The organism is Microvirga massiliensis (assembly GCF_001006805.1).
Lineage (GTDB): Bacteria > Pseudomonadota > Alphaproteobacteria > Rhizobiales > Beijerinckiaceae > Microvirga > Microvirga massiliensis.
In genome coordinates this window covers 76,317-102,950 of the sequence record NZ_LN811357.1, presented here as the reverse complement: position 1 = coordinate 102,950, position 26,634 = coordinate 76,317, and the positions used below count along the sequence as shown (strand labels likewise).

The following is a 26,634-nucleotide window of genomic DNA, read 5'->3' as shown; positions in this document are numbered from 1 at the left end:
TGAGCGACCCGTTTGCACGGGCACTCCTACCCGGCTGAACCTTGTGCGAACTTCCGTGATTGTTCGATTGAGCGACGTCGGCACAGCCCTGTTTGCGCGATGCGGGGCGACTTCCATCCTTGCGAGCCGCCGGCGAAGCAATCCGGACTGAACCCTCCGACCTGGATGTGTCCACTCCCCTCGCGATAACCAGGAGGGCGGGATGAGCCCTGCCGGGCATGGCGGTGGGCGAGGTGGTGACCTACATACGGCCGAGCATCAGTCAGAAGGGACGCTGGCGCCGGTCAGCGCAACCGCGTGATTTCCATCAACTTCGAGGCGTTGTTCGGCGCGTCTCCCAATCCGTACGTACTTCTGGACCCGTCGTTCAGGATCGTGACCATGAACGACGCGTATCTCCAGACGACCATGAGGGAGCGGGAGGATCTGGTCGGACGGAACATGTTCGAGGCCTTTCCGAGCGACCCGGATTCGGCCAGCTACCGCCAGCTTCGCACCTCCCTGGAACGCGTCGCCCGCGACAAGGAGCGGGATCACCTGCCGCTCATCCAGTACGACATCTCCCTCCCGGATGGGCAGGGTGTCGAGGAGCGCTACTGGAGCGCGACGCATACGCCCCTCTTCGACAAGGATGGCGCGCTATCGTTCATCCTCCAGCACACCGTGGACGTGACGGAGCTTCACCGACTGAGGAGGCAGGCACAGGGTTCAATCCTGCGCTCAGGTCCGTCGGCGCTCATCGAGACAGACGTCTTGCGCCGGGCGCAGGCGGTCCAGGAGACCAATGAGGCCCTTGAGGAGGAGCGGCAGCATCTCCGGGGGCTATTCGAGCAGGCTCCCGGCTTCATGGCCGTTCTGAGCGGGCCGCACCATGTGTTCGAGCTCGCCAATGCCGCCTATCACACGCTGGTCGGCCACCGCGAAATTCTCGGCAAGCCGGTGCGGGAGGCACTTCCCGAGGTTGTGGGCCAGGGCTTCATCGACCTGCTGGATCGCGTCCTCGAGACAGGCCAGCCCTTCGTGGGGCGCGGCATTCGCGTCACCCTGCAGCAGCGCCCCGGAGTCGCTCCCGAGGAGCACTACGTCGATTTCGTCTACCAACCCATTACGGCAGCTGACGGCACGACATCGAGCATCTTCGTGCAGGGGCACGACGTCACGGAGCAGAAGCGGATTGCAGATGCATTGCGGGAAAGCGAAGAACGCTTCCGGCTCGTCGCGGAAAGCGCCCCCGTCATGCTCTGGATGGGCGACCCAGAGGGGAAATGCGTCTACCTGAACCGGGCCCAGCGCGAGTTCTGGGGTGTTACTCCCGAGGATGTCCCTGAGTTCGACTGGAGCAGGACGGCCCATCCGGAGGATCGCGAGGCCCTGTTCAAGCCCTTCAGCGAGGCCATGCAGGCCCACACCGGCTTTAGGTGCGAGGCGCGGTTCAAGCGGGCCGATGGACACTACCGGCTGGTGCAGACCAATGCCCAGCCCCGGCTCGGTCCGGGTGGAGAGTTCCTGGGCATGATCGGCGTGAACGTCGACATCACCGAAGCGCGCCAGGCAGAGTTGGCGCTTCGGAGGGAAACCCGGATTCTGGAAATCCTCAACCGGACGGGGGCCGCCATGGCGGCCGAGCTCGACCTCGACCGGGTCGTGCAAATGGTAACGGATGCCGGCGTCGCGCTGACGGGTGCCCAGTTCGGGGCCTTCTTCTACAACGTGCTCGACGAGAAGGGCGAGAGCTACATGCTCTATGCTCTGTCGGGCGCACCCCGGGAGGCATTCTCGAAGTTCCCGATGCCGCGGGCAACGGCAATTTTCCGGCCGACCTTCCACGGCGAGGGGATCATCCGGTCCGACGATATCCTGGCCGATTCGCGCTACGGCCAGAGCGAGCCCTACCGGGGCATGCCCGAAGGGCATCTGCCGGTGCGCAGCTATCTCGCGGTGCCGGTCACTTCCCGCTCCGGCGAGGTGCTCGGCGGCCTGTTTTTTGGTCATGCTGAAACCAGCATGTTCAAGCAGGAGCACGAGACTCTGCTCGCCGGCATCGCTGGTCAGGCCGCGACCGCCATAGACAACGCCCGCCTCTATCAGGCTGCCCAGCGCGAAATCGACGAGCGGCGGCGGGTTGAGGAGGCGCTCGCCGACCGGGTCGCCGAGCTCGATGCGGCCAATGACGAGATCCAGCGCTTTGCCTATATCGTGAGCCACGACCTCCGGGCCCCGCTCGTCAACGTCATGGGGTTCACCAGTGAGCTCGAGGGGGCCCAGGCCGAAATCGAGCGCCTTTACCGCGCAGTCATCCGGCACAATCCGGAACTCGTCACCCCGGAAGCCCGCGCCGCCATCGAGGCGGATCTCACCGAAGCAATCGGGTTCATTCGCACCTCGAGCGCCAAGATGGATCGGCTGATCGCGGCCATCCTGAAGCTATCCCGCGAGGGGCGACGGGTTCTCACCCCCGAGTGGATCAGCATGGGCCAGCTCCTAGAAGGGCAACGCCGGAGCCTTGCGCACCAGCTCGGAGAGCGTGGAGCGGAACTCGTCATCGAGGATGTCCCGGACCTGACGAGCGACCGCCTTGCCGTCGAGCAGGTCTTCGGGAACCTGATCGAGAACGCGGTCAAATACCTCGCCGCAGGCCGGCCTGGCCGGATCGTCGTGAGCGGGAGCGAGGCGGGGCCGTATGTGCGCTACGAGGTCGCGGACAACGGGCGCGGCATCGATCCCAAGGACTTCGATCGCATTTTTGACCTGTTCAGGCGCTCTGGAGCCCAGGATCACCCGGGCGAGGGCATCGGGCTTGCTCATGTCCGTGCTCTCGTGCGAAGGCTTGGGGGCACCATCTCGGTCGCATCGCAGCCCGGTGAAGGTTCCACCTTCACCGTGACCCTTCCGAAAACCCTCATCGCGAGTTCAGAGGCCGCGTAATGCCCAACCAGCAGCCGGTGACCATTATCATGGTCGAAGATGACGAGGGGCATGCGCGTCTGATCGAGAAGAACATCCGGCGGGCGGGCGTCTGCAACGAGATCCTGCAGTTCGCGAGCGGGACCGGCGCTCTCGAGTACCTGTTCAGCCCCGAGGGGCGAAAGAATGGACCGGTCTTGGTTCTACTCGATCTCAACCTGCCGGACATGCACGGGACCGACATCCTGGCCCGCCTTAAGAGTGACGACGTGCTGAAGCGGGCTCCGGTGATCGTGCTCACGACGACCGACGACAAACGCGAGATCGAGCGCTGCTACGATCTCGGCGCCAATGTCTACATCACCAAGCCGGTCGAATACGCCTCGTTCTCGCAGGCGATCCGCCAGCTTGGTCTGTTCCTCTCGGTCATGCATATCCCCGACGCGTCGTGAGGACAGGGTGTCCGAGACTCGGCCGATCCGCCTTCTCTACATCGACGACGATCCGGGCCTAGGGCGCCTCGTCGAACGCACGCTCGGGCGCAATGGCTTCGCAGTCACCTATGCTCCGAGTGGCGATGACGGGTTGATGCAGCTCTCGGACGCCACGTTCGATGTCGTCGCGCTCGACCACTTCATGCCCGGCAAGGAGGGCCTGGAGGTTCTCGCGGTAGTTCAGGGTCTGCCGGATCCGCCGCCGGTCATCTACGTCACCGGTGCGGACGAGGGGCGCATTGCAGTAGCTGCCCTGAAGGCTGGCGCCGCCGATTACGTCATCAAGGATGTTGGCGGTGTATTTCTCGACCTACTGCGCAATGCGGCCCACCAGGCCATCGAGGGCGCAAGGCTTCGTCGTGAAAAGGAGGCTGCAGAAAGGGAGATGCGCGAGGCGCGCGAGCGCGCGGAACTGCTTCTGCGCGAGGTCAATCATCGCGTCGCCAACAGCCTCCAACTCGTCGCCTCCCTGGTCACCATGCAGCAGCGGGCGATCGCGTCCGATCCGGCGGCGCGGGATGCGCTGAGGGAAACTCAAGGGCGCATCGCCGCCATCGCCCAGATCCATCGCCGTCTCTACACTTCCGACGACGTGCGCTTCGTGGAAATGGACACTTACCTTGAGGGCCTCGTCGAGGAGCTCGCTGGGGCCATGCGGGCAGCCGGACGCGAGCACAGGATCACATTAAGCGCCGACCCGGTGCGGATCGCGACCGACAAGGCCGTCTCCGTCGGCGTCATCGTCGTGGAACTCGTCACGAACGCGTTCAAATACGCCTATCCGCAGGGGCAGTCCGGCGACATCCGTGTCATTCTCTCGGCCTCGGAAAGCCACGCGTCTCTCATTGTCGAGGACGATGGCGTCGGCTGGACGGGCAACGGGTCCGTGCAGGGCAGCGGTCTCGGAACCCGCATCGTGACAGCCATGGCCTCGAATCTCAGCTCGCAGATCGCATTCGATTCAGATCACAGCGGGACACGCGCCGTTCTGTCCTTTCCGGTTTGACGACCTCATTGCTCCTCGCGTCCTCTTCGCCATCGCGAGTGGAATGAAGCGATTCAGGAGCGCATCCGTCGACGGGTAGATTGCTTCGCCTTCGGCTCGCAAAGACGGGAGTGGTTCAGGAGCCTGCTTCCGTTTCCGGCGGTGCTCCTCCCATCTTCACACCCTCACCGTCATTGCGAACGAAGTGAAGCAATCCAGGCCACCGCCTCAGGGGATGAAGCACTTCTCCTGCGGCTTGCCATTTCAGTTGACACTTCTCGACTCCGATGTGATCCTTTGATCATCCTATCGATGATCCCGAAGCGAGAGGAGCTGTTTCTCCCGCTCGCCGCTTTCGGTCGATCTCCAGTGACTGTGTCTTTTTCAGCTGCGTCTCAAAATTCATGCTGAGGGAGGCGTTCCATGTCGAGTCCTGTGTCCATCGAATCTGCCCGTGAGGGCACGTCGCGGCGGACTGTGCTGCGGGTGTTGGGGGGGGTGCCGTCGCGCTCGGGTCGGGTGCGGCGCTGGCACAGGCCCCCTCGAGCCCTGTTGCGCCGCCGAGCACAGTCACGGCTCCGCCGCGAGATTTCAGCCCGAGTGGCGCACCGACGACCTATTTCACGGATCCCGACGTGCTCACCGTCGATCCGGTCTTCAACAACTATGCTCAGCCGAACAGCGCCATCCAGCGCTTGTGGACCGGAGCGCTCTGGTCCGAGGGGCCGGCGTGGAATGCGCAGGGACGTTATCTCGTCTGGAGCGACATCCCGAACAACAGGCAATTGCGGTGGCTTGAGGACGACGGACGCGTCAGCGTCTTCCGCACTCCGTCGAACAACAGCAACGGGAACTCCTTCGACTTCCAGGGGCGGCAGCTCTCCTGCGAGCATCTGATGCGCCGCGTGGTGCGCTACGAACTCGATGGCTCCATTACGGTGCTCGCGGATTCCTATCAGGGCAAGCGCCTCAACTCGCCGAACGACGTCGTTCCCCATCCGGACGGAAGCTACTGGTTCACCGATCCGCCCTATGGCGGCCAGCTCTACGAGGGCGCTCCGGACGCAGCCGGAGGGCCGAGCAATTCGGCTGGACGGCTCAACCCGAAGCTGGGTCAAGCCGTGGGAATCGGAGGTTGGCGGCGCGAGCTTCCGACCAACTGCTACCGCATCGATCCGAGCGGAAGGATCGATCTCGTGGTCACCGAGGAACAGGTGCCGGACCCGAATGGCCTGTGCTTCTCGCCGGACTACAAGAAGCTCTATGTCGTGAGCACCGGCAAGGGGCCCGGCGACCAAGGCCCCGGCGGCAAGGGCGACGTGCACGTCTTCGACGTTGGTTCGGACAACAAGCTGTCGAACCAGAAAGTCTTCACGGATTGCATGATCGACGGCGTGAAATGCGGCCCTGACGGTGTTCGCTGTGATGTCGACGGAAACCTCTGGATCTCGAGCAATGCAGGACGCGCCGTCGGCTACAGTGGGGTGACCGTGTGGAATCCCGACGGCAAGCTCATCGGACGGATCCGGCTCCCGGAGATCTGCGGGAACATCTGCTTCGGCGGGCCAAAGCGCAATCGCCTGTTCATGGCGGCGAGTCAGTCGCTTTATGCGGTCTATGTGAATACGCAGGGTGCGGCGCCGGGATAGGGCAGCGCGATATCAGAGTGCGGGCAAAAAAGCGGAAGCCCGTATCTGCATAAATCCGAGGGACCGAGATCTGCAGCGAAGGCATCACCGGCGGGGTGAGCGGTCCGTTTCCTTGAGCCTGCCGCACAGCTCTACGCCAAAAAAGAAAGGCCCGGCGCTTGGCCGGGCCTTGTGTTTGTGGATGCGATGCTCAGAACTTGAAGTTGAGCTTCGCGCGCACGACGCCGAACTCGTTGTCGTTGTTGTTGTCGAATGCCGGTGCGACGACCGCAACGGGCGCCCTGCCGGGGGTCGAGAACGTCCCGACAAAGCCATTGTTGAAGTTGTTATTGTCGCTATCGATGTTGATCCACAGGCCCTCGACCCCGAAGGTGACCGCCGAGGAGCCGAACCAGTTCACGGGCAGGGCCCACTCGACACCGCCGCCGACCACCCAGCCGGTGTTGTCCTCGGTGTAGGCGAGACCGCCGGTGGCGTAGATCAGGACCCGGTCGATCGCGACGCCCAGGCGCGCCCGCACCGAGCCCCACCACTCCGGAGCGTTGCTATTAAAGACGCCGGGCACGAAGACGTCTCGGCCGGCAACAAAGCCGGGCGCCGGCACGAAGACGGCGTTGATGTTCTGGTCCGTATCGGCCCACTGGATGTCGGCCTCGGCACCGATCACGAACGACCCGATCTGGTAGTTGTAGCCGATCTGGCCGCCGCCGGTGAAACCGCCGTCGTCGTTATTCGAGAATAGCAGCGTGCCGCCGACGAAGCCGGCCGGGAGGCCAGGGCCGGTCAACAGCACGGCATTGTTATTGTCGTTGCGCCAGCCCCAGCCGGCGTTCACGCCGGCATAGAAGCCGGTCCAGGTGAAGACCGGAACGGGGGTGAACACGGGCGCTGGCGCGACCCGTGCCGGCAGATCGGCGGCCTGGGCCACCGACGCCAGAGCCACCAAGGCAGTGGCGGAGAGTAGCAATCTTTTCATGTAACGTGGCTCCTGAGTCTCTTCCCGAGAGGAAGAGCCTCATTCAATAACAATTGCCAGGCCGTTGTCTGTCACTGAAAGGCAACACCAGCGGCCAAGTTCGCCTCGATACTTTTCGCTTGACCGATTCGGCCAGTCGTGCCCTAATCCCGGTCGAGGAGAACGACTTGGCGGCTCGGATAGCATTCGGGCCGCTTCCTTTGTGTGTCGGACACGACGAAACCTTCCGAAATTCAGAATCCGGCTGTATTCCCCGCGGGCGGCAAAGTAATTTGCCTGCCCGTCAGCGCGTGTCAGTGTGGCACGCGCTGACGGGCATTGGGGAGGTCGATTCGGGGCATGAGCAAGGATTATTCAAATGGGGCGGCCCATGTGAGGGGCGCCTTCGTTCCGATCGACGAAGCAACCATCCCGGTCCTGGACTGGGGCCTGACGCGATCCGACGCTACCTATGACGTGGTCCATGTCCGGAACGGAGCATTCTTCCGCCTCGACGATCATCTGAAACGCTTCCAGCGCTCCCTCGATAGTCTCCGGCTCGTGCCGCCTTATTCAATGGGCGAGATGGCCCGAATCGCCGCCCAATGCGTGGTGCTGAGTGGCCTGAGGAATTCCTACGTCGCCCTCGTCTCGACGCGCGGACGGCCACGCATCGCTGGCTCCCGCCGCCCGCAGGATTGCGAGAACACGTTCATCGCCTATGCGATCCCGTGGATCGATGTCATCCCCCCGGATGTCCAGGAGCGGGGCGCGCATCTGCACATCGCGTCCGTTCCGCGGATCTCGAGCCGCTCCGTCGATCCGACCGTGAAGAACTACCATTGGGGCGATCTGACCCGTGGCCTCTTCGAGGCGCATGACGCGGGCTTCGACACGACCGTCCTGCTCGATGCCGACGGGTTCGTCACGGAAGGCCCCGGCTTCAATGTCTTCGTCGTGCAGGACGGGCGCGTTCTCACGCCGGATCGCGGTGCGCTCGAGGGCATCACGCGCCAGACGGTGCTGGACCTTTGCGCGATGAAGAGGATCGATGCCGCCATCGTGCCGTTGCGGCGCTCCGATCTGCTGGAAGCGGACGAGATGTTCTGCGCGACCACGGCTGGCGGCGTGATGCCGGTCTCTCGCATCGACGGGCACATCATGAGCAATGACGGGCCCGGTCCGATCAGCATGCTGCTGAAGGAATTCTACTGGGCGCAGCACGACGCCGGCTGGCACATGACCCCGCTCGATTACGAAAATTTCGAGGAGCCGTACGCCGCACGATTGGGAGCTTAGGGAAATCCTGAATTGCGCAAGCGACAACTGCCATCCCTGACGCTCAATAGTTCAATATGGCTTTGACCTCCTGTGTGACTGCATTCGCCAACTGTTCTGGCGCCTTTCCGATGCGCTCCGCATGGCTTGCCTCAATGGTGGCGATTTTCGTGGTGCGGACGACCGATGGCGCCGGCAATCCACTCACTGCGTAATTGTCACCGAACGTGACGTCACCGATCCAAGGGCAATTCTCTGCGCTGGTGATCATTAGAACCCACAGCAAAGATCGCCCCTCTCCGACGCGGCCCGCCGACACGACGAATGCCGGTCGGCGCTGGCGTGTATTGCGGTCGGTATAAGGGAAAGGCACGCGAATGACGTCGCCGAACTCAAAGTCGTGCATAAGCCTTCCGATCGGCTTCGCTGTCCCACTCGGAGAACGTGACAAACGGGTCCTCGACGGGTGAGTGGGGCTCGTGCCTTGTCAGTGTGACCTTTCCATCCTCGATTTGATAGGCCAGTTCGTCACCTTCCTTCAGATTCAGGGCCGTGCGCACCGCTTGCGGGATGGTCGTCTGCGCCTTGCTCGTGATTTTACTCGTGATCAACGACACCTCCTCTATACCTCTTAGTGTAAGGAAATTCCTTACAAGCCGCAACCCACGACTACTGCTCTACTCAATGATCACGCAGCCCTGACCAGCGCATGACGCTTCCGGCCGGCCGTCAGCATGATCGCGCCGTCGCGCAGATCGGCGACCGTCGCGACCGCGTTCTCGTCGGTCAGGGCCTCGCCGTTGAGCCTCGCCCCGCCGCCTCGGATCAGGCGGCGTCCCTCGCTGCGGGATGAGGAGAGTCCTGCGAGCGCCAACAGGTTTGCCAGCGGGATGCCGGATTCGAGCTCCGCGTGCGGCACCTCCACGCTCGGCAGCCCTTCGGCCTGGCCTCCCTCCGCGAAGGTGTGGTGCGCGGTCTGCGCGGCCTGCTCCGCAGCCTCGTCGCCATGGGCGAGCCGCGTCACCTCGGTCGCGAGGATCCGTTTCGCCTCATTGATCTCCGATCCCCGTAACTCGCCGAGGCGCCACACCTCATCGAGCGGCAGCTCCGTGAAGAGGCGCAGGAAGCGGGCGACGTCATCGTCCTCGGTGTTGCGCCAGAACTGCCAGAACTCGTAGGGGCTGAGGCGTTCCGCATTGAGCCAAACCGCCCCGCCCGCGGTCTTGCCCATCTTCGCGCCGGACGATGCGGTGAGCAGGGGGGTAGTCAGGCCGAAGAGCTGCCGCTGGTCGATCCGCCGGCCGAGCTCCACACCGTTGACGATGTTCCCCCACTGGTCCGATCCGCCCATCTGAAGGACGCAATCGTGACGTCGCGACAGCTCCAGGAAATCGAAGGCCTGCAGAACCATGTAGTTGAACTCGAGCAGCGTCAGGGGCTGCTCGCGGTCGAGCCGCTGGCGCACGCTGTCGAAGGTCAGCATGCGGTTGACTGTGAAATGCGTGCCGAAATCCCGCAGGAAAGGCAGGTAGCGCAGCGGGTCGAGCCAGCCGGCATTGTCCACCATGATGGCGTCGGTCGGCCCGTCGCCGAAGGCGAGGTAGCGCGAAAACACCTTCCTGAGGCCGGCAATGTTCTGGGCAATCCGTTCATCGTCGAGCAGGGGCCGGCTGGAATCGCGGAAGCTCGGATCCCCGATGCGCGTGGTCGCGCCGCCGATCAGCACGATGGGCTTGTGACCGGAACGCTGCAGCCAGCGCAAAGCCATGATGGGCAGGAGATGTCCGGTATGGAGGCTGTCCGCCGTGGCGTCGAAGCCGACATAGGCCGCGACCGGACCCGCCGATAGCGCGCCGTCGAGGGCGGCAAGGTCGGTGCATTGGTGGATGAAGCCGCGTTCGGTGAGCGTCTTCAGGAAGGAAGATTGGGGAAGGGGCATCGTGGTCTCCTTGCGGGGGAGCCGCAGGCCGGAGACACGATCCGATATGAAAACGCCGCCGGGCTGCGGCGGCATCGATCGTCAGGTCGCACCCAAACGCTGCCGCCCTATGGGGACGGCGTAAAATAGCTCACTGGGGTGCGGCGGTTCGAGATCATCGCGCAGTTTCTATCCGGCCCCGCGAATCGGGTCAATCCGGCTCTTCATGTCTTGCCGCGATAGAGCTCCGCATAATGGCGGGCGGGCCGGGCCCAGCCGACATCGGCCATCATCCCGTTCCGCTGCATTCGCCTCCAGGCTTCCTGGTCGGCCCATAGTTCGGCCGTGCGGCCGAGGGCGGCCGCGAGCATGAGGGTGCTGACCGGGGCGAACTGGACGCCCGTCGCGACGCCGGCGGCCAGCGCCATCTCGTTCGCGTCGATGATCGTGTCGGTGAGGCCGCCGACGCGCGCGACCACGGGAACCGCTCCATAGCGCAGGGCGCAGAGCTGCGTGAGCCCGCAGGGCTCGAAGCGCGAAGGCACGAGCAGCGCGTCGCACCCGCCCTGGATCTGATGCGCCAGGGTCTCGTCGAAGCCGAACACGGCGCCGATCCGGCCAGGATGGGCAGCTGCGGCGTCCCGGAAGCTGGCCTCGAGATCCGGGTCGCCGGAGCCGAGAAGGGCGAGCTGGGCCCCGAACTCACGCAGAACCGGCAGGGCCTCGAGCAGAAGGTCGAGCCCCTTCTGCCCGGACAGGCGGCTCACCACGCCGAAAAGCAGGGTTCGCGGGTCCTGCGCCAAGCCCAGGCGGGCCCGCAGGGCCGCCTTGTTTGCGGCGCGCCGGTCCAGGGACTGGGCGTCGAACGGAGAGGCGAGGTGCTCGTCGCGCGCGGGGTCCCACACCGTCTCGTCGATCCCGTTCAGAATTCCCGAAACCACGTGCGAGCGGGTCCGCAACAGGCCGTCGAGCCCCATGCCGCCCTCGCGGGTCTGGATCTCGAGGGCATAGGTCGGCGAGACCGTCGTGATCCGGTCCGCGAATTGAAGGCCGGCCTTCAGGTAGCTGATCTGGCCATGATACTCGACGCCGTCGATCGTGAAGGACTCGGAGGGCAGGCCGAGGGACGCGAGCAGCCCGGCCGGAAACACGCCCTGGAAGGCGATGTTGTGGATCGTGGCGACGGTGCGCGGACGGGCCATCCCGCCGAAACGGAGATAGGCCGGCGTGAGCCCGGCCTGCCAGTCATGGGCATGCACGACATCGGGCACGAGGCCGGGCAGGAGGCCGCTGCCGATCCTGGCGGCGGCATAGCCGAGCGCGGCGAAGCGCTGGGCGTTGTCGGGCCAGTCCCGGCCGTCAGGGGCCAAGTAGGGAGAGCCCCGCCGAGCATAGAGATGCGGGGCATCGAGGACGACGAGGTCGAGCCCTGCCGCACGCGCAGCAAGCAGCCGGGCTTCACCGCCGAAGAGGTCGCCGAACTCGTGCAGCCGCTCCGGTACATCCAGCGCGTCGAGAACGGCAGGATAGCCCGGGACGAGTGTCCGAACCGTGATGCCCTCCTGCCGGAGAGCGGCGGGAAGCGCGCCAGCCACGTCGGCGAGTCCTCCCGTCTTCACCAGCGGATAGACTTCGGACGCGACGGAAAGGACTTCGAGAGAGCTCATTAGCTGAGCTTGTCGAGCATCGGCTGCGTGATCAAGGTGATGCCACCCTCGCTGCGGCGGAATCTCTGCGCGTCGAAGTCCGGGTCCTCACCGACGACGAGGCCCTCCGGGATGCGTACGCCGCGATCGATGATGACGTCCTTCAGCCGCGCGGAGCGGGCGATATCCACACCCGGCAGGATCACCGCGTTCTCCACCTGAGCATAGGAGTGAATGCGGACTCCGGTGAACAGGAGGCTTCTCCGAAGGGTAGCGCCCGAGATGATGCAGCCGCCCGACACCAGCGAGTCGACCGCCTTGCCGCGGCGATTGGCATCGTCGTGAACGAACTTCGCGGGCGGGGTAATCTCCGCGAAGGTCCAGATCGGCCAGTCGTGGTCGTAGAGATCGAGGGCCGGCAGCGGATCGGTCAGGTCGATATTCGCCTTCCAATAGGCATCGAGGGTGCCGACGTCCCGCCAGTAGGCCTCGCTCGTCGGGGAGGAGCGTACGCAGGAATCCGTGAAACGGTGTGCGACGGCTTTGCCGTTGCGGACGAGGTGAGGAATGATGTCCTTCCCGAAATCGCGGCTCGAGCCCGGTTCGGCTGCGTCCCGTCTCAACTGGTCGATGAGGAAGTCCGTGGCGAAGACGTAGATGCCCATGCTGGCGAGCGCCATGTCGGGCTTGTCGGGCATGCCCGGCGGATCCTTGGGCTTCTCCAGGAACGAGAGAATGCGGCCCGTCTCGTCGGTGGCTATCACGCCGAACCCGCTCGCCTCGTTACGCGGAACCTCGATGCACCCGACCGTCACGTCGGCGCCCTGGCTGACGTGCTGGTGCAGCATCAGCTCGTAATCCATCTTGTAGATGTGATCGCCGGCCAGGATCACGATGTATTCGGGTCCATAGCTCTCGATGATGTCGATGTTCTGGTAGACCGCGTCCGCCGTCCCGGCATACCACATGTCCTCGGAGACGCGCTGGCTTGCGGGCAGGATATCGAAGCTCTCGTTGCGCTCCTCGCGCAGGAAGTTCCAGCCGCGCTGCAGGTGCCGGATGAGGCTGTGAGCCTTGTATTGCGTCGCGACCGCGATGCGGCGAATGCCAGAATTGAGGGCGTTCGACAGCGCGAAGTCGATGATGCGCGATTTGCCTCCGAAGAACACGGCCGGTTTCGCTCGCTTGTCGGTCAGCTCCATGAGCCGGCTGCCGCGTCCGCCCGCGAGAATATAGGCCATGGTGTGGCGAGCGATGGGAGCGTAACTGCCTCGAACATCCGACACGGGTGCTTCCTCCTGCCTGCAACGAGGCTCTTGCGGCCTGCATGGGCGATGCCGGCCTCTCTCCCGGCTTTAAGTATCGCGGCATGGCGTCATGGCGAGCCGCAGGCGAAGCGATCCAAGCTCGGGAAGGGCGGGCTGGATCGCTTCGCTGCGCTCACGACGACGCGGAAGTGGCTGCGAAGGTGTCAGTCGCGAGGGGAGGCCCGGGCTTGTGAGCCGCCGAGGATCGCGGCTGCCAGGGCTCATGGAGGGCGTATCGTGTCGGAAACGTGCAGGCATGCCGTGGATTCCGGGTCGGATCACGCCTGCACGTGATTGATATGGCGCCATGCTCACCCGTGCGGGTGCCGGCGTGATGCGGCGGCGCGATGGTGCGCCGCCGCATCGTGCAGCCTTAGCTGGTGTGCTCCAGCTCGCCCTTCGACAGGAACCAGCTCTTGATCTTGGCGAAGAGAGGCGTGTCGGGGAGCGATGTAGGTGTGGTCGCCCTTGCGCGCACCGCATCCATCCTGGACTTGACGTCGTCTGGCTCGAACAGGTCAGACTTCCGTCCGATTGCGAGCGCGCCCTCGAGCACTTCGAGGCCTTTCTGGAAGGGCAGGTGTCCGCCCGCATGGGATGCGATATAGGCCGCGCGGGCCCGCTCGATCTCCGGCGTGTCCGCGCAGGCGAGCCGGGTCACGAAGGGGAGGAGGCGCTGACGGTCCGTGTCATTGGCCTCGTCGTTGAGTCGCATCGCCAGCCGGCAGATCGGACGCGAGAAGCATGCCGGCATGTCCTCGGCTGCGCGGATCGGCCTGTACTCAAAGCCGGCCGCGACCAGAGCCGCCTCATTGATGCAGGTACCGCCGTCCTTTCCCGGGAAAGGGTGTGAGCCCTGCTTTAGTTTCCAGTTCAGTACGTGTTCGAAACCTTCCATGGCAGCCAACCTCGTGGCGGCCCCCCAGGGCAATGATGTTGCGCGCCAAGGGCCATGTCTGTCAATCCGATGGATGACTTGAGGTGTGACTGCGGAGTGCCGGAGCGGCTTGGCAGCAGCGGTGGCCTTGCACTGTGGGCAGGTGAGCCGGTGGCTGGTGTGTGAGAATTTTTGGAGAAAACATCGAGGAAGCGCGGTGTTCTCCCTTGTATCTGGGCTGTGGCGTTGAAGCGTGTTTGACTTGACGCTGTGGCGGGGCCGGTGGCCACCGGCCCCGCCACGCGGCGGACGGCGCCCGTTTCCCCTCCGGCGACAACCGCGGGTGAGCTTTGGGACCGCCGCCGCAGTCGCACGCGACCGAACAGTCGCACGCGACCGAACAGTCGCTTGGTCTCTCACGATCGCATGGACAAGGCAGGTTAGCGTGATGACGATCATCTGTGGAGTGGATGTGTCCGCGACGATGCTCGATGCGCGCATCGGCCCGGCCGGCGCGGTGGCGCGCTTTGCCCGCAACCCGCAGGGCATCGCGGCCCTGGCGGAGTTCTGCCGCAGCCACGGCGCCACCCTGGTCGCCATGGAGGCGACCGGCGGATACGAGCGGCTGCCCTTCACGCTGCTGTGGACGCACGGGGTGCCCTGCGCGATCGTCAATCCGCGCGCGGTGCGCCGCTTCGCCGAGGCCATGGGCGTGATCGAGAAGACCGACCGCCTCGATGCCGGCCTGATCGCCTGGTTCGCCGAGGTTCGGCGCATCGTCGCGCAGGAGCCCGCGCGCGAGGCCCAGGGCCGGCTCGCGGCCTGGGTCACGCGGCTGCGCCAGCTCACGGAACTGCGCACCGCCCAGATCAACCAGCGCCGGCTCGTCAGCGATGCTGCGGTGCTGGCCTCGATCGATGAAGTGGTGGCGCTCGTAACCCGCCAGATCCGCACCCTCGCGGGCCAGATCAGCGCGCTCATCGACAGCGATCCGTTGTGGCAGCGCCTCGATGCCGCCTTCCGGTCGATCAAGGGCGTGGCCGATCGCACCGTGGCGCGGCTGATGGCCGAGATGCCCGAGATCGGCACGTTGTCCAACAAGGCGGTGGCCAGACTCGCGGGGCTGGCGCCGATCGCCCGCGACAGTGGCAAGATCACCGGCAAGCGCCCGGTGCGCGGTGGCCGCCGCGGCATTCGCGAGATCCTGTTTGTGGTCGCCGAGGTGGTGCGCCGCCACGATCCGGATTTTGCCGCCTGCCATGCCCGCCTGAGCCAGGCCGGCAAGCCCAAGAAGCTGATCTGCGTGGCGCTCGCCCGCAAGCTGCTCGTGCGCCTCAACGCCAAAGCCCGCGACGTGCGCGCCCAATGTGCCCTCGCGGCTTGACAGTCCAGACAGTCGCTCACCCGCCGCCTTGCAGGCGGCGACCTCCCGCCAAGGGAGGGGGAGGGGCGGGCGCTGACGTTGCAAGCATAGGGCTTGCGCAGAGCAAGCGCCGTATCGGCCAGCTCATGCCTGCGCTGTAATCCACCCGACTTCTGCGATGGCGAAACTGAGGTGATCGTCCGGGCTCGGACGGCCAGACGATGGCGCTATCCTTCGTCGCGTCGTTCAGGCCCGTCTCGGTCTCCTCGCCGGTATCCGGCCAATCAAAACGGTTGCACCCGTCGCCTCTGCCGAGCATGCCCACACTGGCCGCCCAGATGAGCGCCAATTGCTGCCATGGCCTCTTCGACCGAGCCGTAGGGGCCAGGATCGACACCGTCGAGCATCGACGGCGGGTCGTCCGGCACGATCCTAGCGGTTTTTTGCGGTCCCATAACGATCTCGCCAAGGCTGCGCATCGTCGGTGAGGCATTCACGTGCCACACCCCGCGTCCTTCCGCGAACACTGTCGCATCCATCATCGATCCTCCTTACGGGAAAACTGGCATACACCTCTCAGGCATTTTGCAATTTCGTCCATTGCCGCATCGAGCGAGGGCTGGATTCGCTGCGCTTTTGACAAGGGTGCATCAAGTCGGGTCTCAGCAGCGGTGATGATGAATTCGTCCTCCGCCGAGCTGATAATCTGCCCGACTTTCCGCCCGAGACGATCTGTCAAGTCCCAGGCCTTTCTTGGACCGGGAGAGGGCGTCACGAGCACGTCCAAATCAGCCTCCCTTCCGGCGGAGGACATTGAGGGGCATTACCGGCCTTCCATTCCAGACAGCTCGGCTGGAAACCCGAGTGAAACTGGTGCCTCGATTCAGTCGCGGGTCGAGACGGGCTTCCAGCGTCGAGCAGCAACAGCGCGCTATGCTGCCAAGCCAAATAGTCGACTGACGATTTTGAACATCATTCGATGCGCCCGCTCGACGATATCATCGAGCGAGTGCGATTTCACGAATATCTGTGATGCCCGCTCCTATGCGTCGTCACGCGTCGGCAGATGCGGGATGGTCAAGCCTCCCACAGATCGCACGCTGCCGGCCGGGGGGCAGCCGCTCGGCTTCGAGCCTATCAGGCGAGCGGAACTTTCCGTTGCTATCTGGCTGCGGACAAGACTTGAAAGCTCCGGATCAGTTTCCTGTCAGAGCGTGCCGGCTCGGGAGTCCGGATGGGAGCGGCATTGTTCGCAGTCCTCTCAGCATCCCGTGCAGATGCTCCTGGTCAGTGCCTTCATTTTTTTATCCCACATTCGTTGGCGAGACTCGTCCCGGTCGCGCAGAGCTTTGTAGTCGGCCTCCGTGAACTCGGATCCCTTGGCAGGTGCTCCGGCTCTTTCCGAATGCTTCTGCACGCCCGGGATGGCCTGGGACTTCTGAGCGGGTTCCTGGGAACCCGGAGCGGCTTGAGCCGATGTCGAAGCAACGAACACCAGCAGCGCGAGGGAGGAGAGGAGGGGATGAAGAATCACTTCTTCCCTCCGTGCTTTCCCTGTGTGGTGCCCGGTTTGCCTTGCGTCACGATGAATGGCGACGTCACAGGAGCCGCCTTCGGCTTGTCCTGCTTCGGCTTCTTCGCCTCGCGATTTCCGCGTCTCTCTCCTTTAGGCATCGTTCTCTCCTGGGTTGCAAGTAAGTCTGTTCGTGTGTGTGGGCACCGGAGAACCGGGCAACTCGCTCAAAAGCCGTTCAAAGTCCGAAAGAAGATCGTTTATGAGCTTTTCTCGGCGAGGATCCGCGGCTGCGGGCGTCTCGGCGAAGAGGGACAGAAGATACCGTGCCTTCTCCACTGCCTCGGGCCAATCTGCGGCCGGAGCCGCCAAAAGCAGCCTTTCCAGCTCCTCGCGTCGTTGCCGAAGCGCTGCCTGATCGGCCTCGACCTCGGCCTTCATGCGGCGTAGCTCGGTCGCGACTTGCGCGGCCATGCCGCGGTGCTCGTCGAGGTTCGTCGGGTTGTCGACCATTGCCATGACCCTGTCTGGCGGAATTCCGTCGGAAAGCTCAGGAAAGACGCCAACCGATGCTTACGCATCTGCTCCGGCGTTCACGGCAGGACCACAAAGTAAAGGAAGGTCAGGATAGCGACCACCAACACTACGTTGAGGATCGTCAGCTTGTCATGATTCCAGGTTTGAATGAGCCGTTGCACGGCGGCGTCCCTTCTTGAGATGGCAGCAGGCCTGCTGACCCGATGCGCGAGGCAGCTTGCTCAACTGCAAGTCCTCGGGTTCAGAGCGCCATCGATCAAGGCTATGGCTCACCGACACAATCGACCGACAGTCGGTTTCTCAAAATCTCTTCAAGTTGAAAAACCAGGATCATCTTACACACATTCCCCCTGATTGATACTTTTATTTCCATCATCTGCCACGCCCGGACCGCGAGCGCACACCGGGTCGGCATTCGACCAGATCCACGTCCGCGCCGATGCCAAAGAACAAGTGCTCGCCTCTGCGCTGACCGAACCAAGTGCGCGGCATCATAGGGGTGAACGCATTCCCGGAAGTCCGAATTTGGGTTCGTTCTGCCAAAATGGAAAAATGGGCTCTAAGCAGGCACGAGGCCGTGCCGGAGCATGATCTCCTTGATCTTGGCGATGTCAGGCTTGCCGGGAACGTTTACCTCCCGAGCCACCTCCTCGAAATAGCGCTTCCCGATCGAACCCGGTGTCATAACGACGAGGGATCGCGCCGTCTCGCCGTGCACATTCTCGTGCGTGTGAACGCTGCCTCTAGGGATCAGGAGGCTCTGTCCAGCCCGAAGTTCGTGCTTCTGCCCGTCCAAGGTCGTGGTGGTGGTGCCCTCGAGGGCGTAGATTATCTCATCGACCTCTTTGTGGAAGTGCGGAGCCGGAACCCGGGCGCTCGGCGGCACGACGAACTCGAACATCACGAGGCTGCCGGAGCCCTGCGTTCCATCGACGAGAAAGCGGAGTTCGAGGCTGCCGATCCGCACCACATCCCCCGTGTGCGCTTCCATCATAGGCCCCGCTACGTAAAGTGACTTTACGATACACTTGGCAAAAAAACTTTACAAGGTGGATACTCAGGCCCGGGTCAGCACCCAACAATCGAGCACGGCGCAATAGTGCAGAACACAGGCAGCCAGGACGAACGCATGCCAGATTGCGTTCTGAAAGCGAAGGCTTCTCCAAGTGTGGAACACCACACCGACCGTGTAGAGCACTCCGCCGACGCAAAGGAGAAAGACTGTCGAGGAGGGCAGCATGCTGACGATCAGGTCGAAAGCCAGCAATCCGCTCCATCCCAAAGCAACATACAGGCCGATTGCGAGTCGCTCCCAGGAATTTGGGAACGTAAGCTTCAGCACCACGCCGCCGAGCGCAATCATCCACACCACGACCCCAAGAGCGATCGCTCTTGGCGCCCCGTTCATTTGCACAAGGAACGGAGTGTAGGTTCCAGCGATGAGCAGGAAGATCATGGCGTGATCGAAGCGGCGGAGAATCTGCTTGGCCCGTGAGGCGGGCCACAGATTGTACGCCGCTGAGGTCACGAGCACGGCAACGAGCGCCGCCGAATAGATCAGGATCGGGGTCGACGTCGGAGCCAGGAGAATCAGGGTTGTGCTGCCGATCACCCCTCCGAGGATGCCGGCTGCGTGGATGGCGGCGTCTGCAATCAGTTCGGACCGGTCATAGGTGCGCATCCTCAGCCCCAGCGGTCAGAGCCCTCGTCCTTTCTAAATTTAGCGCTTCCACCTCCGCCTGACCACTCGTCCAGACCGCATCCGATGGGCGAAACATTGAAGTCTTCATGAGAGCAGGGCATTGACCAACGAAAGGCGTGCGTGTCGACTTGCTCCTGGCGCCGGTCGCGCAAGCTCGATCAGGGTCGGGCAGCAAAAAGACCGCTATTCCTTGCGGAATAGCGGTCGAGAAGAGCTCAAAGGCTCGATCGCGCTGTGAACGCGCGGCGCGTTACGCGGTCTGGATGTTGTTGACGGCGATCTTGCCGGAGCGGCGGTCTTCCGCCGTGTCGAAGGATACCTTCTGGCCCTCGACGAGACCGCGCAGACCTGCGCGCTCGAGAGCCGTCGCATGGACGAACACGTCCTTGCCGCCGTTATCCGGCTGAATGAAGCCGAAGCCCTTCATGTCGTTGTAGAATTTCACAGTACCCGTGTTCATGGGAACGTCCTTGGTCAATGCGGGATGCACGTGAGCTGCCAGGCGTGCGAGAGCACGACCTGTCGCTCGGTTCGTCGATTTTTGGAGAGAGTCTGAACGCGCGCCCGGCATTGCCTGAGGCGAAACGGCCCGATTGTCCGGCCAAAGTCGATATTCTCTATATAAGCTCCGATCACGGCGTTTGAAAGGCCGAGACGACCAGAATGTTCAGCCGATGAGGTCGGCGACGATCTTGCGCAACTCCTCGCGGGTGAGGCCACTCGGTTGAGGCTGCCACACGGGGATTGCCGCGCGAGGTTCAGTCTTGACCGGCACTGGGGGCGAGAGCGCCTTCACCGGATTCGTATGGGAATTGATGTGCATGAGCTGATTCCTAAGTCACTTCGGCCGTGGGCCTTGTGATCGTTGTTGGATTTCGGAAGTCGAATGAGGTGCAATCGACGCAGCGCCGACCCAGAGGGGGCAGCGGTCAAACTTACATGATTGCGGAAGCGGGCTCGGCGCTCGATCGGGAGCAACAGAGAGCAGGCCGAATAGGTCAGGTCGACTTCCAGAATATGGAGTATATACCGCAACAATGCAAGAGAGGACGAGACTGTCCGCCTCAGGGCCTCGAACCAGGCTGTCGTGCTGTTTCGTCGGGTTCTCGCTTTCCTGGCGACCTGTACTTGCTACCGTGAGAATTTGTCGGCAAAGGGCAGCGTTTCCCCCCTCACCCGCGCGCTACGCGCGCGACCTCTCCCTCCTGGGGAGAGGTGAAGAGGGCGGCGCTCGCAAATCACCTCTCCCTCGATGGGAGAGGTCGACGCCCGAAGGGCGGCGGGTGAGGGTGGCAGCGCCAACCTCGCAAGCACAGTGCAACACTACGCTCGATTGAAAAGGTGCAAACGAAGCGAGCTCGATCACTCTCGCTCGTATCTCTCGGCCTCGACCACCAGAATCCGATCATCGACGGGCAGCGTGATGGTGCAGTGCAGGCCGCCTGGCTCGAAGCGCAGATTCGTGTCGCCGTTGAGTTCGTAGGCGAGTGTTCGTTCCAGGAGCTCGGTGCCGAAGCCGCGCCGCTTGGGTTGCTCGCCCGCGAGCTTCACCCCCGTCTCGATCCATTGGAAGACGATGTGCGGGACACCCTGCGCCTCCTCGACGGTCCATTCGATCCTGATGCGTCCGTTCTGGGATGAGAGAGCGCCGTATTTCACGCTGTTCGTCGCAAGCTCGTGCATGGCGAGGCCGATAGTTCCGGCAGCCTTGGGCTGGAGGCGCACGCCGGGACCATTAATGCTTTCGACCTGCTCTCCCTCATGGGCCGCATGGGCGAGGAGTTCGTCTGCCACGAGCATCGCCAGGTCGATTCCGCCTGTCGGATCCCTCGTCACGGCTGCCTGCACCCGTGCAAAGGCGGCAAGCCGTCCCTCCAGGTGCATCGCATAATCGTCCACCGACTCGCTCGACACCGCCGTCCGCTGGGCGATCGAGCGCACCACGGCCAGCGTGTTCCGCACCCGGTGCTGCAGCTCGGCGACGAGGAGCTTGGCCTGGTTCTCGCTGGCCTTCAGGGCCTCCTCGGACCTGCGGCGCTCGGTGACGTCCTGCCCGATCTTCATCGTGCCGCGGAAGCGGCCTGTGGCGTCGTGCAGCGCCCACACCGAGCCCTCGATGAACACGCGCGAGCCGTCCTTTCGGACATGCCAACGCATGTCGGGAGCCGTGCCCGTCTCACGCGCCGTTGCAAACTCCCTCTCCCAGACACCGCCGGCCCGGTCTTCCGGGGTGTAGATCATCGCCGGGTTCTGACCGATTGCCTCCTCTGCCGTCCAGCCGAACACGGACTTCGCACCCGCGAACCACTCGTCGATACGGCCTGTCTGATCGGTGGTGAAGATGGCGTAGTCCCGAGCACTCTCGACGATCAGCCGAAAGCGCTCCTCCCTGCTGCGCAACGCCTCTTCCGCGCGTCTGCGTTCGGTGATGTCGACGAACGTCACCACGACGCCGGCGATGAAGTTTTCGATGCTGCGATAGGGCAAGACGCGAACGATGTAGTAACGGCCGGTCGTCGAAGTCGCGATCTCGCGCTCGACGCTGTTGAGCGTTCGCAGCACACGGCGGGCATCCTCCTGCAACTCCTCGTAGGTGATGCGCGACTTGATATGATTGATCGAGCGGCCGATGTCGGTTTCCACGAGATGGAAGATGTCGGTCACGGCGGGCGTGAAATTCGTCACCCGCAACTGATTGTCGAGAAAGATCGTCGCGATCTGAGTGCTTTCGAGGAGATTTTTCAGATCGCTGTTGGCGCGACCGAGCTCCTGGACGCGATGGGCGAGCTCGCCATTGACCGTGGTCAGCTCCTCATTGACGGATTGCAGTTCCTCCTTCGAGGTTTCCAGCTCCTCGTTGGCCGATTGCAGCTCCTCGTTCAGGGACTGGTATTCCTCGTTCGAGGATTTCAGCTCCTCGTTGGTGGTCTCGAGCTCCTCGATCGTGGTTTGAAGTCGCTCGCGCGTCAGGCGCAGATCCGCCTCGAGCTCCCGCACGTGCTCGTTGCCCTGGTGAGGGACGCCGGAATTCTGGTCTTCCTCGGAATCCGGAACCGTTGCTCCGTCCTTGAAGAGCACGACGAAATTGCGCGCGGAGCTCGGATTGTCCCGGACTGGCTCGATCACGAGGTCGACGAGGAGGAAGTGCCCGTTCTGCCCCATTCGGACATTGTTAACCTCCACGTTTGCGTTCTGCTCGCCAGCCTTCGTGAGGGCGGCGCGCAAGTCCAGGCGCAGATCCGGATGAACGAGATTGAGGAGGTTGAGCGTCGCGGCGCCGCCCACCGGATCGATGTATCGCCCCATCCTTCCCGAGAAATGGAGCACGTTCGAAGCCTCGTCCGTGATGACGTAGGCCGGGGCGTAGCGCTCCGCGATCCGCTCGGCGCGACGGGTCAAGGTCCCCTCGATGGTACGAGGGCGAACGGCCGGAGCCGGCTCGACGATACGGCGGTCCACGGCCGTCAAGGGAAAGTCTGGCAGGATACGTGCGCCCGTATCCAGGCGACGGAAGATCCGGGAGCGGTTCTCGATCGGAGCGAAGAGGTTCGTGTGCCGGGAGGTGTTCTCGGAATTGCCGAGGAACAGGAAGCCTCCCGGCCTCAGGGCAAAATGGAAGAGCGGGATCACCCGGCTCTGCACGTCGGCGTCGAGGTAGATCAGGAGATTGCGGCAGGACAGAAGGTCGATGCGCGAGAACGGTGCATCCTTGACGATGCTGTGCTGCGAGAAGATGCACATTTCACGCAGCTCCTTGACCACGCAGTAGGTATCGCCTTCCTTGACGAACCAGCGCGCCAGTCGTTCCGGCGTCATGTCCTTCTCGATCGCGTTCGTGTAGCGACCGGCCCGTGCGTTGGCCAGGGCACGGCCGTCGAGATCCGTCGCGAAGATCTGGACCTGCGGCACCTCGTCGAGCCTCGCCATGTGCTCGCGCAGGAGGATGGCGATGGAATACGCCTCCTCGCCCGTCGAGCAGCCGATCACCCAGACTCGAAACTGATCGTTGCGCGTCTTGCCGTCGAAAAGCCTGGGGACGATTTGTGACTCGAGAAGCTCGAACTCCTTCCGGTCGCGGAAGAATTGCGTAACCCCGATCAGAAGGTCGTTGAAGAGATTCTGTGCTTCCTCCGCATGAGCCCGAAGATGATCCACATAATCCTGGATCGTCTCGGCCTGCACGACCTGCATGCGGCGCTGGACCCGGCGCAGGAAGGTGCCCTTCTTATAACCGTGAAAGTCGTGCCCGGTCTTGTTCCGGAGGAGCGTGGCGATGCTGGTGAGCGCCGTCGCAATCTCGGGCTCGTCATGCCTGCGGGCAGCCTCTTTCTCCAGGCGCACGAAGTGCTGTGCATGGAGAACGATGCGTTCGGCGAGCGCGTCAGCGGGAAGGACGAAATCGGCGAGGGCTGCCGGAGAGTTGCTGGTGGCGAGTTCTCCGGCCCCATGCTCCTCGCTCCCCTCGGCGAGCGTGAGACCGCCTGCCTCCTTGATGGCTGCCACGCCGAGCGTGCCGTCGCCGCCCGTCCCTGAGAACAGGACCGCGACCGTCTTGCCGTCCTCTTCGCGGGCGAGCGAGACCAGGAGAGAGTCGATCGTCCCTCTCTCGCCCGGCCGCTGCTCCGCCGGCCGAGTCTGGAAGCGGCCATTCTCCACCGTGACGATGTCGTTCGCCTCCGGGAGGTAGACCTTGTTGGGTTCGATGGCCGCGCCATGCTTCACGGTCATCAGCTCATGCCCTGACCTGGCCAGGGCTTGCCTGAGACTTTCCTCGTCCAGGGCCTCTCGATGCTGGAGCACCACGATGGCCGCCATGTCCTCCTGCAGCGCGAGATGCCTCAGGAAATGACGAAGCGCCTGAGTGCTTGCTGCCGACGCACCGATGGCGAGGACAATTTTGATATTGGCGGTCTGGTCTTCGTCAGACCTGTTGCGTCCTGGCATTGCCGCTACTCTCGACCCGATTCCTCCTGTCCGCCCTCATTGCCCGAAGGCTCGGCTGACGACATCGAAAGGAGGACCGCCCGACGAAGCGTATCGGCATATTGCCGGTACTCGTTTGCTCTCTCCTGATACATCTCGGCCACGGCGCGGCGTCCCGCATTGCGTCCATCCTCGGCCATGCGTTCCACCAGCTCCGCTCGCTCCTCGATGATGCGGAGCGCCACCCGCAGCGCCTCGTCGACAGCATTTTCCTGTTCCTTCGCCAGGACCTCAGCGGTCATGCTATGCCCCACCTGGCAGCGAAAGCGAAGGGGCTTTCCTCCGCGAACAGCGGAGAGAACGCCGCCGCAGTCCGGGCAGGTGAGCGCCGCGGGATCGGCGATGCGGCGCACGATGCTTGTGTCGACGCGCTCGCCGGCGGCGATGTCGACCTCGAGCCGGATGTCGGGCGGGACCGGCATTCCGGGCCCAGCAGGCTGCCGGACGAGATCGGATAGAACGTCTCCGAGGCGAGCGCTCGGCACGGAAAGGTCGACGGTGACCGCCGACATCGCGCTCCGCGGCATCTCGTCCGCGATGGCATCCGCCGGATCCTGCACGACGGCAATGCCGCCGCAGCGCTTGATGGCCTCCAGGCCCGAGGCTCCGTCGTTCAGAAGACCGCTCAGCAGAACGCCGATGACCCGAGGCCCGTAAGCGATGGCTGCCGATCGGAACAGCGGATCGATTGCGGGCCGTGCCATGTTCTCGCGGGGGCCGCGCCCGAGCCTGATATGCCCGTCGGCGACGATCATGTGATGATCCGGCACGGCCAGATAGATATTGCCGCGCTCGACTTGCATCCCATCGGTGGCAGGGTGGACCGGCAACCGGCTGGCTGCTGAGGCCACGGTCGCCAGGATGCCGATGCTTCGCGCAGGGATGTGGAGCACGATGAAGACCGCTGCCGGGAGATCCTCGGGCAAGGCGCCGAGGATCGCCTTGAGAGGGGCCGTGGCGCCCGATGAGCCCCCGATGACGATGATGTCGCGATTGCCCATGGGCTGTCCCTTACCGCGCGAAGTGGCGCCCTTCAGGAACAACGGGGCGGGTGGAACTGTTCCGCACGGGTGTGCGTCATCCCTTGTTATGCGCTATGGTTGCGGACAAGGCCCTAACGGCATGGAGACGGCTCTGCTAAGCCTCGCGGACGAAAGGAAGCATCTCGCCCAGGCCGACCGCGACATTGCCATGGGCGAGGAACGGATCGCCCGGCAGGTCGAGCTGATCGAAGAAATGCGCGTGGGCGGCCATAGTGTGGTCGAAGCGGAGAAACTTCTGCACGCCTTGCGACAATGCCTGGAAACGTGGCGGGAGCACCGGAACGAGATCCTCCGCGCTATCCTGCGATTGGAGAGTGACGGGGCCGGAGCCGATTGAGGTTCGGCGCGTTTTGGCTCGCGGCGGGCGAGGCGAACCATCCTTCGACGGGTAGATTGCTTCACTTCGTTCGCAATGACGAAGAGGGTGTGAGGGCGGGCGGTGCAGGGCCCGATACGGAATAGTGCCGGACCCACTGCCGTCCTTGCGCGCGCAGGCGTGATGCACTGCCCCTCCCTCCGCACTCCCGTCCTTGCGAGCCGGAGGCGTGATGCACTGCTGCTTCCGCCGCACTTCCGTCATTGCGAACGAAGTGAAGCAATCTACCCCTCGACAGAGGCGCTCCCGGATTGCCTCACGCCGCTCACGATGACGGGGGGCATGAGCGCGCGAGGAGCACGGCCGGAAACGGAGCATCACGCCTCGTTCGCGTCGAACTCCCGACCCTCCCTGTCGAGGTGGAGATAGTTCGCGTTGAACAGAGCGACAGCCTTGAGGGAGTCCAGGTCCGGAATCGTCAGGGTCTTCCCCTTGAGGAGGACCAGGTTGGCCGCCCGCAAATCCTGCAGGGTACGGTTGACGTGGACGGTCGACAGCCCGAGCGCGTCGCCGAACTCCGCCTGGATCACGGGGATCTCGCAGCTCTGGCCGTTCGTCAGGCCTATGGCCCGAAGCCGGATAAAGATCTCGCACAGGAGGTGGGCCATGCGCTCGGTGGCGTTGCGCCGACTGTTGTTGACGATCCATTCCCGGCTGATCGCCTCCTCGACGAGCGAGGTCCACCAGAGAGCCCGGCTGATACGAGGGGAGTTGTCGGCCAAGTCGAGGAGCATATCCGCCGGAATCTCGGCCAAGGTGATCGAGGAGACGGCACTGATGGAGTGATCCATCTGGGTAAGGATGAACATGCGCAGGTCGCAGATGTCGCCGGGCAGGAGGAAGGCCATGATCTGCCGCCGTCCATCCTCCAGATACTTGTAGCGGCAGGCCCAGCCCTCGAGGATCAGGGTCACGTGCCGGGGCTCGTCCCCTTCGTGGATGATGTCCTCTTTCGGCCTGAGCTGCCGGATTCTCTGGGACACCGCTGCCTTGAGGGCCTGCTTATCTTCAGCTGAAAGCATCGTGAACAGCTCCAGCTTTCGGATAAGATGGGTCGGCATCGGCTTCGTTCCTGCAATCCGACACTCTGTAGCACGTGGAACG

Annotated in this window: 24 protein-coding genes and 1 pseudogene; 6 read left to right on the top strand and 19 right to left on the bottom strand. The window is 63.7% G+C overall.

Translation table 11 applies throughout. The features are described from left to right. The first annotated feature begins 297 nt into the window (after positions 1 to 297). The 4 genes and pseudogenes from BN1233_RS43220 to BN1233_RS22885 all read left to right on the top strand — a co-directional run bounded on the left by BN1233_RS43220 (position 298) and on the right by BN1233_RS22885 (position 6,032). Entirely contained in the window at positions 298 to 2,925 is a 2,628-nt protein-coding gene (locus BN1233_RS43220; RefSeq protein ID WP_052763887.1) for a PAS domain-containing protein, read from the top strand. Next, positions 2,925 to 3,356 carry a response regulator gene (locus tag BN1233_RS22895; RefSeq protein ID WP_046865953.1) on the top strand — a complete coding sequence of 144 codons (432 nt, stop codon included), beginning with the start codon at positions 2,925 to 2,927 and terminating at the stop codon, positions 3,354 to 3,356. Before BN1233_RS43220 ends, BN1233_RS22895 begins: the two co-directional genes overlap by 1 nt. A 7-nt stretch (positions 3,357 to 3,363) precedes the next feature. Continuing rightward, positions 3,364 to 4,404, top strand: coding sequence for a histidine kinase dimerization/phosphoacceptor domain -containing protein (locus tag BN1233_RS22890; RefSeq protein ID WP_046865952.1), 1,041 nt, complete (start codon positions 3,364 to 3,366; stop codon positions 4,402 to 4,404). Positions 4,405 to 4,806: 402 nt separating this feature from the next. Beyond that, a pseudogene (locus BN1233_RS22885) lies at positions 4,807 to 6,032 on the top strand (SMP-30/gluconolactonase/LRE family protein). 190 nt (positions 6,033 to 6,222) lie between these two features. Here BN1233_RS22885 and BN1233_RS22880 read toward each other — a convergent pair. Further along, positions 6,223 to 7,008: an outer membrane protein gene (locus BN1233_RS22880; protein ID WP_046865951.1), complete on the bottom strand. Its 786-nt coding sequence runs from the start codon at positions 7,006 to 7,008 to the stop codon at positions 6,223 to 6,225. Positions 7,009 to 7,347: 339 nt separating this feature from the next. On the opposite strand from BN1233_RS22880, the gene BN1233_RS22875 reads away from it, so the two are divergent. Next, on the top strand, positions 7,348 to 8,286 hold the full coding sequence (locus tag BN1233_RS22875) for a branched-chain amino acid--2-keto-4-methylthiobutyrate aminotransferase (RefSeq protein ID WP_046865950.1): 939 nt from the start codon (positions 7,348 to 7,350) through the stop codon (positions 8,284 to 8,286). A gap of 43 nt (positions 8,287 to 8,329) precedes the next feature. On the opposite strand, the gene BN1233_RS22870 is transcribed toward BN1233_RS22875, so the two are convergent. The 6 genes from BN1233_RS22870 to BN1233_RS22845 form a co-directional block, all read right to left on the bottom strand. Then, entirely contained in the window at positions 8,330 to 8,671 is a 342-nt protein-coding gene (locus BN1233_RS22870) for a type II toxin-antitoxin system PemK/MazF family toxin (RefSeq protein WP_046865949.1), read from the bottom strand. Next, positions 8,658 to 8,882, bottom strand: a complete 225-nt coding sequence (locus BN1233_RS22865; protein ID WP_244470755.1) for an AbrB/MazE/SpoVT family DNA-binding domain-containing protein — start codon at positions 8,880 to 8,882, stop codon at positions 8,658 to 8,660. The genes BN1233_RS22870 and BN1233_RS22865 overlap by 14 nt, the downstream gene beginning before the upstream one ends. A gap of 71 nt (positions 8,883 to 8,953) precedes the next feature. After that, positions 8,954 to 10,204 carry a tyrosine--tRNA ligase gene (gene tyrS / locus BN1233_RS22860; RefSeq protein WP_046866148.1) on the bottom strand — a complete coding sequence of 417 codons (1,251 nt, stop codon included), beginning with the start codon at positions 10,202 to 10,204 and terminating at the stop codon, positions 8,954 to 8,956. 203 nt (positions 10,205 to 10,407) lie between these two features. Further along, positions 10,408 to 11,850 carry a glycogen synthase GlgA gene (gene glgA, locus BN1233_RS22855; RefSeq protein ID WP_046865947.1) on the bottom strand — a complete coding sequence of 481 codons (1,443 nt, stop codon included), beginning with the start codon at positions 11,848 to 11,850 and terminating at the stop codon, positions 10,408 to 10,410. After that, a complete protein-coding gene (gene glgC, locus BN1233_RS22850) occupies positions 11,850 to 13,115 on the bottom strand; it encodes a glucose-1-phosphate adenylyltransferase (protein ID WP_048708344.1) in 1,266 nt (421 codons plus the stop codon). The genes glgA and glgC overlap by 1 nt, the downstream gene beginning before the upstream one ends. 394 nt (positions 13,116 to 13,509) lie before the next feature. Beyond that, complete coding sequence (locus BN1233_RS22845; protein ID WP_046865946.1) at positions 13,510 to 14,034, bottom strand: hypothetical protein; 525 nt, start codon at positions 14,032 to 14,034, stop codon at positions 13,510 to 13,512. Between the two features lie 424 nt (positions 14,035 to 14,458). Here BN1233_RS22845 and BN1233_RS22840 point away from each other — a divergent pair, with 424 nt between their 5' ends. Further along, positions 14,459 to 15,397: an IS110 family RNA-guided transposase gene (locus tag BN1233_RS22840; RefSeq protein WP_046865945.1), complete on the top strand. Its 939-nt coding sequence runs from the start codon at positions 14,459 to 14,461 to the stop codon at positions 15,395 to 15,397. A 263-nt stretch (positions 15,398 to 15,660) separates the two neighbouring features. On the opposite strand, the gene BN1233_RS22835 is transcribed toward BN1233_RS22840, so the two are convergent. The 12 genes from BN1233_RS22835 to BN1233_RS22785 form a co-directional block, all read right to left on the bottom strand. Then, entirely contained in the window at positions 15,661 to 15,918 is a 258-nt protein-coding gene (locus BN1233_RS22835) for a hypothetical protein (protein WP_147707450.1), read from the bottom strand. Beyond that, the gene (locus BN1233_RS22830; RefSeq protein WP_147707449.1) at positions 15,915 to 16,163 is read right to left on the bottom strand and encodes a hypothetical protein; all 249 of its coding nucleotides are present in this window, start codon (positions 16,161 to 16,163) and stop codon (positions 15,915 to 15,917) included. Before BN1233_RS22830 ends, BN1233_RS22835 begins: the two co-directional genes overlap by 4 nt. A 743-nt stretch (positions 16,164 to 16,906) precedes the next feature. Next, positions 16,907 to 17,050, bottom strand: coding sequence for a hypothetical protein (locus BN1233_RS48505; RefSeq protein ID WP_187144352.1), 144 nt, complete (start codon positions 17,048 to 17,050; stop codon positions 16,907 to 16,909). Then, positions 17,043 to 17,408, bottom strand: coding sequence for a hypothetical protein (locus BN1233_RS22820; RefSeq protein WP_063776647.1), 366 nt, complete (start codon positions 17,406 to 17,408; stop codon positions 17,043 to 17,045). The genes BN1233_RS48505 and BN1233_RS22820 overlap by 8 nt, the downstream gene beginning before the upstream one ends. Positions 17,409 to 17,985: 577 nt before the next feature. Beyond that, positions 17,986 to 18,417, bottom strand: a complete 432-nt coding sequence (locus BN1233_RS22815; RefSeq protein ID WP_046866145.1) for a cupin domain-containing protein — start codon at positions 18,415 to 18,417, stop codon at positions 17,986 to 17,988. Between the two features lie 66 nt (positions 18,418 to 18,483). Beyond that, positions 18,484 to 19,107, bottom strand: coding sequence for a PAQR family membrane homeostasis protein TrhA (gene trhA / locus BN1233_RS22810; protein WP_082145601.1), 624 nt, complete (start codon positions 19,105 to 19,107; stop codon positions 18,484 to 18,486). Positions 19,108 to 19,378: 271 nt separating this feature from the next. Further along, complete coding sequence (locus tag BN1233_RS22805) at positions 19,379 to 19,588, bottom strand: cold-shock protein (protein ID WP_046865940.1); 210 nt, start codon at positions 19,586 to 19,588, stop codon at positions 19,379 to 19,381. A gap of 207 nt (positions 19,589 to 19,795) precedes the next feature. Continuing rightward, positions 19,796 to 19,951, bottom strand: coding sequence for a hypothetical protein (locus BN1233_RS47170; protein ID WP_154678285.1), 156 nt, complete (start codon positions 19,949 to 19,951; stop codon positions 19,796 to 19,798). A 539-nt stretch (positions 19,952 to 20,490) separates the two neighbouring features. After that, entirely contained in the window at positions 20,491 to 24,072 is a 3,582-nt protein-coding gene (locus BN1233_RS22800; protein ID WP_046865939.1) for a CheR family methyltransferase, read from the bottom strand. 5 nt (positions 24,073 to 24,077) lie between these two features. After that, on the bottom strand, positions 24,078 to 25,112 hold the full coding sequence (locus BN1233_RS22795; protein WP_046865938.1) for a chemotaxis protein CheB: 1,035 nt from the start codon (positions 25,110 to 25,112) through the stop codon (positions 24,078 to 24,080). A 136-nt stretch (positions 25,113 to 25,248) separates the two neighbouring features. After that, positions 25,249 to 25,431: a hypothetical protein gene (locus BN1233_RS47165; RefSeq protein ID WP_154678284.1), complete on the bottom strand. Its 183-nt coding sequence runs from the start codon at positions 25,429 to 25,431 to the stop codon at positions 25,249 to 25,251. Between the two features lie 416 nt (positions 25,432 to 25,847). Then, positions 25,848 to 26,591, bottom strand: coding sequence for a Crp/Fnr family transcriptional regulator (locus tag BN1233_RS22785; protein WP_046865936.1), 744 nt, complete (start codon positions 26,589 to 26,591; stop codon positions 25,848 to 25,850). Positions 26,592 to 26,634 lie beyond the last annotated feature (43 nt).